Origin of the sequence: Maribacter sp. MAR_2009_72 (genome assembly GCF_007827235.1) — a bacterium.
In the GTDB taxonomy this organism is placed as follows: Bacteria; Bacteroidota; Bacteroidia; order Flavobacteriales; family Flavobacteriaceae; genus Maribacter; species Maribacter sedimenticola.
Map to the genome: position 1 here is coordinate 318,192 of NZ_VISB01000001.1, position 13,261 is coordinate 331,452.

Annotated in this window: 8 protein-coding genes; 2 read left to right on the forward strand and 6 right to left on the reverse strand. The window is 37.7% G+C overall.

From position 1 onward, the window contains the following. Positions 1-5: 5 nt before the first annotated feature. Entirely contained in the window at positions 6-452 is a 447-nt protein-coding gene (locus JM81_RS01215; protein ID WP_144800370.1) for a type I restriction enzyme HsdR N-terminal domain-containing protein, read from the reverse strand. A 26-nt stretch (positions 453-478) separates the two neighbouring features. On the opposite strand from JM81_RS01215, the gene holA reads away from it, so the two are divergent. Next, positions 479-1,480, forward strand: coding sequence for a DNA polymerase III subunit delta (gene holA, locus JM81_RS01220; RefSeq protein ID WP_144800371.1), 1,002 nt, complete (start codon positions 479-481; stop codon positions 1,478-1,480). Between the two features lie 2 nt (positions 1,481-1,482). Here holA and JM81_RS01225 read toward each other — a convergent pair whose 3' ends face one another. After that, entirely contained in the window at positions 1,483-1,860 is a 378-nt protein-coding gene (locus JM81_RS01225; protein WP_144800372.1) for a DoxX family protein, read from the reverse strand. A 5-nt stretch (positions 1,861-1,865) separates the two neighbouring features. Continuing rightward, positions 1,866-4,151 carry an aminotransferase class III-fold pyridoxal phosphate-dependent enzyme gene (locus JM81_RS01230; RefSeq protein ID WP_144800373.1) on the reverse strand — a complete coding sequence of 762 codons (2,286 nt, stop codon included), beginning with the start codon at positions 4,149-4,151 and terminating at the stop codon, positions 1,866-1,868. 119 nt (positions 4,152-4,270) lie between these two features. Here JM81_RS01230 and JM81_RS01235 point away from each other — a divergent pair, with 119 nt between their 5' ends. Further along, positions 4,271-7,051, forward strand: coding sequence for a M16 family metallopeptidase (locus JM81_RS01235; protein WP_144800374.1), 2,781 nt, complete (start codon positions 4,271-4,273; stop codon positions 7,049-7,051). 68 nt (positions 7,052-7,119) lie between these two features. Here the strand turns inward: JM81_RS01235 and JM81_RS01240 are convergent, their stop codons facing one another. The 3 genes from JM81_RS01240 to JM81_RS01250 form a co-directional block, all read right to left on the reverse strand. After that, positions 7,120-9,531, reverse strand: a complete 2,412-nt coding sequence (locus JM81_RS01240; RefSeq protein WP_144800375.1) for a thiamine pyrophosphate-dependent enzyme — start codon at positions 9,529-9,531, stop codon at positions 7,120-7,122. A 157-nt stretch (positions 9,532-9,688) separates the two neighbouring features. After that, the gene (locus tag JM81_RS01245; protein WP_261374927.1) at positions 9,689-12,484 is read right to left on the reverse strand and encodes a metalloprotease; all 2,796 of its coding nucleotides are present in this window, start codon (positions 12,482-12,484) and stop codon (positions 9,689-9,691) included. A gap of 62 nt (positions 12,485-12,546) precedes the next feature. Further along, positions 12,547-13,233 (reverse strand): TIGR00730 family Rossman fold protein, encoded by a 687-nt coding sequence (locus tag JM81_RS01250; protein WP_089261325.1) that lies wholly within the window; start codon positions 13,231-13,233, stop codon positions 12,547-12,549. Between the last annotated feature and the right edge of the window lie 28 nt (positions 13,234-13,261).

The window sequence follows — 13,261 nt, forward strand, 5'->3', positions numbered from 1 at the left end:
GCAAATTAACGGCTAAAATCAGGAATCTCCCGCATAAATTCATATTTTTCCGCTTGGGCATCTGTTTGGCAGTAAAAATGGGATATGCCGTTCGTTACCATTAAGTAGCTGGCGTTTAATTGTATATTGTATTGTGCAATTTGGTCAAACGTATTTTGGGATATGCTCACTTCAGGAGCTTTGCACTCAACCAGTAAATGCAGTTCCCCGGTAGGGTTGAAAACAACGACGTCATATCTTTTGACCAAACCGTTCATCTTTATCTGTTTTTCTACGTTGATATGGCTTAACGGATAGTTTTTTTCCTGCAATAAAAATTGAACCACATGTTGCCTAACCCATTCTTCTGGTGTAAGGACCACAAATTTTTTACGTACATCGTCAAAGATCAAGGTTCTATTTTCGCTATTTTTGACCCTAAAGGTGTAGCTGGGAAAATTTAATGGCTGCATGGTACAAAGTTGATGAATTTTTCTGAATGGATGAAGCAATACAAATAGTCAATGCAATTAAGAAAGGGCAGATAAGTCCGATCTATTTTTTATTTGGGGAAGAGCCCTATTTTATAGATAAAATATCCGATTACATTGGTAATAAGGTCTTGGCGGAGGAGGAAAGGGATTTTAACCAAACCATACTCTATGGTAGGGATGTCTCTATTGATGACATCATTGGCAATGCCAAGCGTTATCCTATGATGGCAGAAAGACAAGTAGTTATCGTGAAAGAGGCACAGCACCTTTCCAGGACCATAGAGCAATTATGTAGTTATTCGGAAAACCCACAGCAGACTACGGTATTGGTAATTTGTTATAAATATAAAAAGCTTGACAAGCGTAAAAAATTATATAAGATTGTAAAAAAGTCCGGTGTCATTTTTGAAAGTAAAAAACTTTATGAGAATAAAGTGGCAGATTGGATCAGAAAGAATTTGTTAAGCAATGGTTTCACTATTACCCATAAGGCGGCAGTTCTTTTGGTGGAATATTTAGGAACCGATTTAAGCAAAATAAGTAAAGAGTTGGATAAGTTGAAATTGGCCCTACCGCCACAGACCGATATTTCTCCACAACATATAGAGGAGCATATTGGTATAAGTAAGGATTATAACAATTTTGAATTAAAAAAAGCCATTGGTGAGCGCGATATTGTAAAAGCTGCCAAGATCATCACTTATTTTGCCCATAACCCAAAGGATAACCCATTTGTGTTGACGGTAACGTTATTGAATTCATTTTTTACCCAACTTTTGCAATATCACGGTCTCAGCGACCATTCTCCCAAAAATGTAGCTTCAACCTTAGGAATCAATCCTTACTTTGTAAGTGAGATACAGACTGCGGCCAGAAATTACCCTATGAAAAAGGTAAGTGCCATTATTTCCAATTTACGTGAAATGGATTTAAAGGGTAAAGGTGTGGGCACCACTAATATGAACGACGCAGACCTGTTAAAGGAATTGCTCTATAAAATCGTTTAATTTTATTTTTTGTCAATACTGTATTTTCCAGGGCCAACCAATGCAAGGGTAATAAAGGCCACAAGGTATAACAAGGCCTTTTCTTTTGTGCCAAAAGGATCTGCACCGTGAGCTATGAAAGCAGCAACGGCCATTGTAATAGCGGCAGGAATCGCAGATAAACGGGTTTTAAAACCAATAATAATAAGTAAAGGACAAATAAATTCTCCAATAACCGCCAAAAATAATGATGGGGCGGCACCTATACCTATGGGGTCACCAAATTCAAAGTTTCCAGATATAAGTTTTAGAAATTTTGGTAGACCGTGAGTCAACATCATTGCAGAAACGGCTATTCTAAAAAAAGCCAGGCCTACATCTTTAAATAGGGGGTTTTTCATGCGTTTTAATTATATACCTTAAAAGTATCGATTTTTTTTTGATTTTCTAAAATAATACGTAATTCACTCAATAACAAATTTGCATTTTCCATAGTGAAATACATGGGAGGCTTAATTTTCAATACATTGTCATACGGCCCGTCCGTACTTATAAGAATATGTTTTTCACGTAGTTCATTTTTAATATTTTTTGCCAAAACCGTATTCGGTAGGTTTTTGTGGTCCAAAAGCTCTACACCTAAAAACAGCCCTTCCCCACGTATGTCAGCCAGTTCAGGAAATTCCACTTTTAATTTTTTTAGGCCATTTTTAAGATATTGCCCTACTTTATGGGCATTTTCCGGTAATTCTTCATTGTCCAAGACATGTAATACCGCCTCGCCAATAGCACATGAAACCGGATTACCGCCAAATGAACTGAAAAACTCCATACCATTATCAAAACTTTGGGCAATTTCAGTTGTGGTCACTACGGCAGCCATGGGATGGCCGTTGCCAATAGGTTTTCCCAATACAACAATGTCCGGTATTACGTCATACATTTGAAATCCCCAAAAATACTTGCCCATCCTTCCAAAACCTACCTGTACTTCATCACTTATGCAAACCCCTCCTTGTTGTCTAATGCCTTTATATACTTCCATCAAGTAATTTTGGGGTAATGGTACCTGGCCTCCGCAACCTACAATTGGTTCAGCAATAAAAGCGGCAATTTGACCTTTATTTTCATTAATGATTTGTATGGCATCTGCTATATAATACGCTGCCGCTTTTTTATCATTTCCTAATTTGGCATTAAAGAGTTTAGGAAGCATTGTTTGTAAAACATTTTCCTGTCTACCGTTTCCTCCCTTATGATGATACTTATAGTGACTGATTTCAATAGCATTCTGCGTATTTCCATGATACCCGTGCTCCAATACCAATGTTTTATGTTTTTTGGTATGTGTTTTTGCAAGGCGTATGGCAAGATCAGATGCGGCACTTCCTGAATTGACCAAAAATACTTTGTTCAATTCTGGTGGAAATTTGTTCAATAGCTTGTCCGTATAGGACAATAGTTCGTCATAGATATAGCGCGTATTGGTATTTAGTTTTCCCATAGCCCGTTGTCCGGCCCTAACCACATCTGGGTGACAATGACCTACTTGAATGATATTGTTGTACGCATCCAGAAACGTATTGCCATCTGTATCATACATATACTGAAATGCAGCGCCATACATTTGAATTGGTTTTGTGTAGCTCAAAGAAAGAGCATCGCTTAAATTGTTCTTTCGCCTTTCTAATTGAGTTTGTAATGGTTTTGTTTTGTTTTTTTCAAAACCACATGCATCCCTAAAAACATTGATGGCCAATAAAGGGTTTATGGTAATCCATTTGTGAAGCAACTTCCATGCAGCTTTTTCACTTATGGTAATGTATGCAGAATCAGGTTTTTGTTTTTTTGTATGAGCGGAATTTAGAACGCTAGTGCATAATCTAGCCGCAATTAAGTAATATATTATATCAATTTCTCTTTCTTCTAAGGGTAAAATTTTATGATATGCTTTTATTACCGTTGAGGCAACTTGCAATGGATGTTCTTTGTTCATTAATATATAGGTAAGACCTATGACAAGCTCATTGATCAGCCATGAATGGCACATGTCTCCAAAATCTATTATACCGGAGATATGGTCGTTATTTACCAATATATTCCAATCGTTTGCATCGTTATGTATGCAGCTTTGTCTTAACTCATATTGTAAAGGCATAACATGTTCCTTATACTGCACACAATAATAATGTACCAAACTTCTATGTCTGGCTATTGTAATTTCTTCTAAGTATTTCCAATTCTTTTGAAAATGCTTAAGGTCCCATTGCGTTACTTTCGCTTTTATTTGTGGATGTTCATAGGTTGCTAAGCATTTGTCAAGTTTGGCCAACATGGTACCAAATGAAATATATAGTTCCTTAGTGTGGTGAGACTCGGCCAAGAAATTTCCGTCCAAATAAGTGAGTAGTCTATAGATCCATTTATCGGTCCAACAAAATAAACTGCCAGTTAGGGTGGGTACAGGTTTGGAACTCTTTATTCCTTGTTCATTCAATAACGATAAAACTTCATTTTCCACATTAATTGAATGTACGTTCTGAGATTGGTTTTCGTATACCTTTAATACATACATATGGCCACTGGCAATAATCTTAAAATTTATACTATCATATCCTTCTAAAGGTATAATAGAAGGTTCTTTAATTTCATATTCATGTCGTAATACAGATGTTATCTCTTTAGTGTTCATTCAAAGTAGATTAGGTTTTTTGAAGTATGCTCTTGATAATTAGAAATTTAATGAAAGATATTCATAGTCCTATCCAAACATAATCTATTATATTTACGATAATCAAAAAAACATTCATCATGAAAAAACTTATTTTATGTATTTCTCTTGTGGTTTTTATGGCAGGTAAAAACGTTGCACAGGATTTTCAGTTCACAACAGACCAAATCGACCTAAAATATGAACGCTTTGTTTTGCCCAATGGATTGACACTTTTGGTGCATGAAGACCATAAGGCACCTATTGCTGCGGTCAATGTCTGGTATCATGTAGGGTCCAAAAATGAAAAACTGGGCAAGAGTGGCTTTGCTCATTTGTTTGAACACCTCATGTTCAATGGTAGTGAAAATTTCAACGATGACTATTTTCAAGCATTGGAACGTATTGGGGGAACGGACTTGAACGGTACTACAAATTCTGATCGCACAAACTATTTTCAAAATGTACCTACATCGGCACTTGATCAAGTGCTGTTTTTGGAATCTGATCGTATGGGTCATTTGTTAGGGGCTATTGACCAAGCAAAACTGGACGAACAACGTGGGGTCGTCCAAAATGAAAAGCGGCAAGGGGAGAACCAGCCTTATGGCAAACAGTGGGAATTGCTAACCAAAGCGCTATATCCTAAAGGTCATCCTTATTCGTGGACCGTTATTGGAGAAATGGAGGATTTAAACGCAGCTTCCTTAGAAGATGTACAGGAATGGTTTAAGGCATATTATGGTGCCGCCAATGCGGTTATTGCAATTGCAGGGGATGTGGAGCCACAAGAGGTCTATAAGAAAGTGTTGAGTTATTTTGGGGATATACCCGCCGGACCAACGATTATGAGGCAAGAGGTCAATATTCCCGTAAAATCTACCGATTCGTATCAAGTCTATGAAGACAGGGTGCCAGAAGCGCGTATATTACTTACTTGGAACACACCTGAATTTGGGAATAAAGAGGATATCCATTTTGATTTGATTTCGGCCATTTTGACCAGCGGTAAAAATTCCAGACTTTTTAAACGTTTGGTATATGACGAACAATTGGCAAGTTCTGTTGTGTCTTTTCAATCCTCTAGTGAAATTGCCAGTAATTTTGTAACCTGGGCCAATGTAAAACCTGGGGGCGATGAAAAGCGGGTTCAGGAAATCATGGAAGAGGAATTGGCCAGACTCATTGCTGAAGGTCCTACGGAAAAGGAATTGAAGAGGGTAAAAGCATCCTATTTTGCAAATTTTATCAAGGGGCTTGAGCGGATTGGTGGTTTTGGTGGCGTGTCAGATATTCTTGCCTCCAACCAGACCTACTTCGGTGACGCAGGATACTATAAAACGGTCTTGAAATATGTGGAAGAGGCCACAACGGCAGATGTACAGGCAACCGCTAAAAAATGGCTGACCAAAGGTAAACATGTATTATTGTGCAAACCATTTCCAGAATATACCGTTACTGAAAGGACGGTGGATCGTAGTAAGTTGCCAGAGGTAGGCGAAGCAAAAAGTTCGGTATTTCCAGAATTGCAAAGAGATAAATTGTCTAATGGATTAAACATTGTATTGGCAAAAAGGACCGGTGTTCCTACCGTAGTCATGAACCTTATGTTCGATGCCGGTTATAAGACCGATTATCTGTCCAGTCCGGGTACAGCGGAATTGGCCATGAATCTATTGGATGAGGGAACAAAGGAATTGAATTCATTGGAAATTAATGAACGCCTACAATTGTTGGGCGCAAGTTTATATAGTTATTCCAGTCAGGATAATTCCAATGTCTATTTAAATACGTTGAAACCAAGTCTTAACGCCAGTATAGATTTATTTGCGGATGTAATTTTGAACCCTGCCTTTCCGGAAAAGGAATTTGAAAGGCTTAAAGAGGAACAAATCAACACAATAAACCAAGAAAAATCGCAACCAATTTCCATGGCATTAAGGGTAATGAACAAATATTTATATGGTGAAGGTCATCCGTACAGTAATCCATATACGGGAACGGGTTATGTGGAAACGGTTAATAAGTTGACCAAGAGTGATATAGAGTCATTTTATACTACCTGGATCAGGCCTAACAACGCAACATTGGTAGTTACGGGAGATGTGGAGATGATAGATTTAAAATCTAAGTTGGAAAAAGCATTGGGTAAATGGAAAAAGGCAGATGTGCCTACCATAAACTTTGTTACACCTAAGGTAAATTCTAAGAACACCTTATATCTCATGGATAGGCCAGAGTCAGAACAGTCCGTAATCCTTGCTGGGCATTTGACAGAAAAATATGGGGATGTATCACAAATTGCACTGGAACAAATGGTGAGTATTCTTGGGGGCGATTTTACATCTAGAATAAACATGAACCTTAGGGAAGATAAACATTGGGCTTATGGAGCAAGTGGATTTGTAATGGGCGCTAAGGCAGAAAGACCGTTCATTATGTACGCACCCGTGCAAACGGACAAGTCTGCAGAATCGGTTACTGAACTTAGAAAGGAAATATCAGAATTTATTTCAACCAGGCCGGTAACCCAGGAGGAACTGGACAAAGTAAAGACCAATCAAATTTTAAGTTTACCAGGGCAATGGGAAACCAACAGTGCGGTAAACCAATCTATTGTCAATATTGTAAAGTATGATTTAGCGGACGATTATTATCAAACCTATGACAGTAATGTTCGTAACCTTTCCTTGGCAGAAGTAAGGGATGTTAGCAAAAAAGTTGTACACCCTGAAAAAGTAAATTGGTTCATGGTAGGGGATAGGGCAAAAATAGCCGAAAATTTAGATGCCCTTGGTTTTGATGCTATTATTGAAATTGATGCGGATGGTAACCCAAAAATGCCTGCGGTAAAAACGACCAAAACCGATATTAAAAATTAATTTAAATAATTTTTAAAAAGAGCGCCCATCAAGTATTGATGGGCGCTCTTTTTATTTTAAAGGAATACTTATCTCAATTTAGGAAAACCCTTGGGATTTGCCTCGTGCATAATAGCATATACCTTTTCAAATATATCTTCCCTATTTGGTTTTGAAAAATAATCACCATCGGTACCGTATGCGGGTCTGTGGGCCTTGGCGCTCAGCGTTTGGGGTGCACTGTCCAAATAATTAAAAGCTCCTTGCTTTTCTATAATCTCATTCATTAGATACGCGGAACAGCCACCCGGTACATCTTCATCTACAACCAATATCCTGTTCGTTTTTTTGATACTTTTAAGTACATCTTTTTCAATATCAAAAGGTAGTAAGGACTGCGCGTCAATGATTTCCACATCAATACCAACTTCAAGAAGCTCTTTTGCCGCTTTTTCAACAATTCTTAAGGTTGATCCATAGGAGACAATAGTAACATCATTACCTTCCCTAATGGTCTCTACTTTACCAATAGGTGTACAGAATTCTCCAAGATTACTGGGTTTAGGTTCCTTTAGTCGATATCCGTTTAAACTTTCAATGACCAAAGCAGGTTCATCGCTTTTAAGTAGTGTATTGTAAAACCCTGCCGCTTGGGTCATATTCCTTGGTGCCAAAATATAAATTCCCCTCAGCAAGTGGATCAATCCTCCCATTTCGGAACCAGAATGCCAAATACCTTCAAGTCTATGCCCTCTGGTCCTAATGATCAACGGAGCTTTTTGCTTACCGGCGGTACGGTAAAGCAGTGACGCCAAATCATCGGTTAACGTTGGGAGCGCGTAAAAGATATAGTCCAGATATTGAATTTCGGCAATGGGCCTAAGGCCTCTTAATGCCATACCTATACCTTGGCCAATTATAGTAGTTTCTCGTATTCCTGTATCCGCTACCCTAATTTTACCATATTTCTCCTGCATGCCTTCCAATCCTTGGTTGACATCACCAATGGCACCGGTATCTTCACCAAAAATTAAAGTATTTGGGTATTTTTCAAACAATTTATCAAAATTGTCCCTTAAAATGACACGGCCATCAACCTGTTCGTTTTCATTTTTATAGGTAGGCAGTATGGCTTTTATATTTGAAGCCTTGTTTTCATTTTCATTATAAAGATGTGCGCTGTAAACGTGTTGGGCATCATTTAGGAACTTTGTAGTCCATGTATTCAACGCATTTTTTTCAGCAGTTTGTTCGCCTAATAGATACCGTAATGATTTACGGGCGGCAATGGCCAAATCTTTTTTGATAGGTTCCTCTACAGCTATCAGGTCATTCTTAATTTTATTTAAAAAATTCTTGTTCGCACTTTTTGAGGCCGCTTGGTCAATTAAGTGAATCAAACTTTTTTTAGCATTGAGTAGACCTTGTAGATACTCGCTCCATGCTTCTTTTTTTGCTTCCCTGACCGTTCGTTTTATTCTTTTTTCTATAGTCTCCAGCTCCTCTACGGTTGCTATGCCAGACTCCAATATCCATTCCTTAAAACGTTTGTTACAGTCATTGTCCCGCTCCCATTCCAATCTGGCGTTATCCTTGTATCGTTCATGGGAACCAGAGGTGGAGTGACCTTGTGGTTGCGTAAGTTCCTTTACATGGATCAATACGGGGACATGTTCTTGACGTGCAATATCCGCAGCATTTTCATAGGCATGCATTAATGCTGTATAATCCCAACCATTGACCTTGAATATCTCAAATCCCTTATCGGTATCTGTGCGTTGAAAACCTGAAAGGACTTTTGAAATATCCTCTTTGGTGGTGTGGTATTTGGCCGGTACGGATATACCATATTCGTCGTCCCATATGCTAATGACCATAGGTACTTGTAGCACCCCGGCCGCATTAATGGTTTCAAAGAACATACCTTCACTAGTACTGGCATTGCCAATAGTACCCCAAGCTATTTCGTTTCCGTTGTTGGAAAATTTGGCGCTATCCAATCCATCTAAATTTCTATATACCTTAGATGCCTGTGCCAATCCTAATAATCTGGGCATTTGTCCTGCCGTACACGATATGTCTGCACTACTATTCTTTTGTTTGGTAAGGTCTTTCCAGCTGCCATCTGCATTAAGACTATGGGTGAGATAATGTCCGCCCATTTGTCTACCGGCGCTCATTGGTTCTTTTTCTATATCCGTTGTAGCATAAAGCGCGTGGAAAAAGTGCTTTGGGTTCAATAGGCCCAAAGCCATCATAAATGTTTGGTCCCTGTAGTATCCACTTCTGAAATCCCCATTTTTGAAGGATCTGGCCATGGCCAATTGGGGCAGTTCCTTACCATCACCGAAAATTCCGAATTTGGCTTTGCCGGTAAGCACTTCCTTTCTACCCAAAAGACTACAGGTCCTACTTAAAAAAGCAATTTCATAATCACTTATGATCTGCTCCTTAAAGTCGTCAAAAGAAATATCATTGCTTGTTTTTGATGAAACGTCCATGTGTGTTACCGATTTTTACAAAACTACCAATTCATGTAGATTATAGCAACGTCGTTGCTAGTTAATTTATTCCATATTTGTCAACAAAAAAGGTGGAAATCTGTATAATTTTTAATTTAATAACAAAAAAGAAGGTTCTGAATTAAAATTTGATAGTTTAAAACCATTTTCTTGTAAATAACCCAGTTAGGGTTTTGGGACTAACGGTAATAATGAACCGTATCTTTTCTCCGTAATTGGGCTGGGATACTTCCCAACCGTTGTTGGAATATAAAGGAAGGTACAGTTCAAAATAATCCGTAACCAGGTTTAAACGTACACCGGAATCATACACAAACTTTTCACTAAACCCATTATTTTTTACCAAGCCTGCATCCCCATACAACTCAATCCATCTCCAAAGGTTAAAGCTTCCGTTCACCGTGGCCATCCAATTATTTGAAAACCGATATTCCTTATCCAAAAAGGATTTGAATCCGCCTTCGGCAATAATAATCTGTTGGCTATAAATACCTGAATCTTCAGACCTTCCTAAATAGCCGTAGTCAAACAAATAATCCGTAGGTCTATCCAGGGCAAAACTAAAGAAATCTGTCTGTGTCCTATTACTCAGAAATTTACCTGCAAAGAACCTAAGATTGAGCTGTCTATTGCTCTCAAATAATTTACGATACTCGTATTCAAAGGAAAGTTTGCTAAAGTTTCCTGCCAATTGAAAATCCACGAACCAGGAATTATAATCCAAAATACCATTGTTCCTGTTTATATATCGCGCATTGAAGACACTATAATCCGGATTGTCCGGGTCATTGGCCAAATTTTGTAATGAAGGGTCAAAATCCCTTAAGATATTGACATACCTAAAAGATAAAAATTCCCTTTTATTACTAATTAAATCCGCAGGCCTAAAACCTAAACTAAAAGAGGGTGTTATGGAGGTATATCTGGAATTTACATTAAAATGCGATGTTGATGCGCCAATGGCGTAGTTGGCCACATAGAGACCACTTTTGCTCAAGTATTTTCTATAACTGAATTTGCCATATCCTACAAAGGCTTTTTCCTTAAACGAGTAGGAGGGGGAAAAATCATAGACAAATGGTCTTTCCAACAAGGTTTTGTTGTAAAGGCGCATGCCGGGTACCCAACCGTCATACACGTTGAAATTTAAGACCGGAACATAAAAAACCTGATTAAAATACGGGTTTTCAGCATCCTTAAAAAAAGTAAATTTCAATTTTTTGTTACTTGAAAGGAAACCTTTTAAGGATTTCCAGTTATCCCTTTGGTTAAATTCCGGTATTTTTTGATCATAGTTAAGAACCAATTTATCCTCTTGATTGTTGGTTATGGTAAACGTTTTTTCCAACGCAATATCACTGAACCAATATTCAGATATTACAGAATCGTTCTTTAAGCCAAATACTGATATAGGAACATTGGTACCTTCCTTATTTTTGATCGTCACCAAAAGGGAATCTTCAGTTTTTTTGACTTTCTTTATTTTGAAATCTATCTTCCTATCCGTAGATACATAATCCTTAAAAAACCAATTGATATCCTGTGTGGTGGAACGTTTTAAAATAGATTCAAAATCAAGGACCTTAACCGTATTTAATTTATAATACTTATAAAAGGTCTTAATGCTCTCATCTACCTTTTTCTTTCCTATATAGTCTGCCAAATAGGCTAATCCCAGTCCTGCCTTATATTTATTCGCAATTTTTTGGTTGAACTTGATCAAAGAGTCGTTTGGTGTCTGTAAAGCTTGATCTAAATTCTTGCGTGCAGTTAAGTTATATAAAAAGGCATATTGATCATTAAAATCCATTTTGGCCAACTCAAAACTTCTAACACCCCAAATTCTGGATAATTTACCCAACAGTTTTTGATCAGGGTAGTATTGCTCCACATAGGCAATCATTAGATAATTTGCTATGGCACTGTTCAACCATTGCTCCTTTCTTGGATTTAAGAACATGGTTTCCTTTAATATACTGTTCAGGGCAGTTTTAAGGAACTTCATCTCAAACTGAAATTGCTCTTCATATGGTCTTATGAACGATGGAAGCTGGTTTAGACCATACAAAGGGTCCTTATTATAATCAAGCTCACTGACCAAAACCTTTTCGTGCGGATATTCCCCAAGGTTGTTGTAGATAAAATCCGCTACTTTATTGATAGACAAACCTTGACCAATTGGACTATATCTTGGAGCCTTGATATTGGTCAAAAATGTCATGTACGGCGTGGTATGGGTGATAAACTCATCATTGGTCTTCAATATAATTTCACCGCCTCTCTGCAAGTTTCCCCGTAGTTGGGCAAATTGTCCATTGGGAAAGGAAGAAGATGAGGTAACGTTAAAATTTGAAGCCAAATAAAGACTATCGGGAAATTTAAAATCAATTACCGTATTGGTGACATTGGTATGGAGGTCTTCAAGATTTTTATTGGAGTATAAAGCCCATTTGCCATCATATACCGCAGGGGTCAAATACCAATCCTTTAAATAATATCCACCTTTAGGGTCATAACCATAAGGTGTAAATTTATTGGGAGGTAATTTAACTTTATAGGTTATAAAAATTTTGGTCGTTTCCTTTGGCGGTAACATTTTGTTCAGGGTAACTTTCAAGATATCCTTACCTTCGGTACGGCCCCATTGTAACCCATTATAGGCATCATCTACAACGCTGACTATTGTAGTAATTCCTCTTTCGTCAGCTTTGGCTAGATGTAGGGATTTTTTGAATTCCTGAGCAAATCTTTTAGCAAGCCCCGTATTTTTATCCGAATAGGCATTGGCCCAATCGTTAAAATAGAGTACTCCCAAATTATAATTGGAATTGTTATAATAGGTAAATTCTTGTTTGATTTCCAATTCTTTGGTATACTCGTTCAAGTTTACCGTTAGACTTGTCTCATATTGTGCATGACACTTTATGCCCATAATAAGCATAAGGACAACAACGATATAAAAAAAAGATTTGAATTTAGGGGCCAAGGCTAGGATTAAAAATTAGGACTCATAGAATGACCTTTATAGAAAGAATCGATAATTTCTACAACTTCATCTTCAGTATCAACAATTTTTATCAAGTTTAAATCCTCTGGACTAATATTACCTACCTTCAGCATGGTGTTCTTTACCCAGTCCATTAAACCTGTCCAAAAATCGCTCCCTACCAAAATAATTGGAAATTTGCCAATCTTATGGGTCTGTATTAAGGTTATGGCCTCAAAGAGTTCATCTAACGTACCAAAGCCGCCTGGCATAACCACAAAACCTTGTGAATATTTCACGAACATTACTTTTCTAACGAAGAAATAATCAAAGTCAAGACTTTTATCGCCATCTATATACGGATTGTCATGCTGTTCAAATGGTAAATCTATATTTAGACCTACAGAGGTGCCACCCGCAAGGCTGGCGCCTTTGTTACCAGCCTCCATAATTCCTGGGCCACCGCCTGTTATAACTCCATAACCTGCTTCTGCTATTGATTTTGCAATAGATACCGCCAATTCATAATATGGGTCTTCTTCCTTGGTTCTTGCCGATCCAAATATAGATACACAAGGCCCAATTTTACTCATGCGTTCAAAACCGTTGACAAATTCGCCCATAATCTTAAAAATGGCCCAAGAGTCATTTGTCTTAATTTCATTCCAGCCTTTATGATGTTTCTCTGATCTCATATATATTTATGTATTCTTACCTTTTATT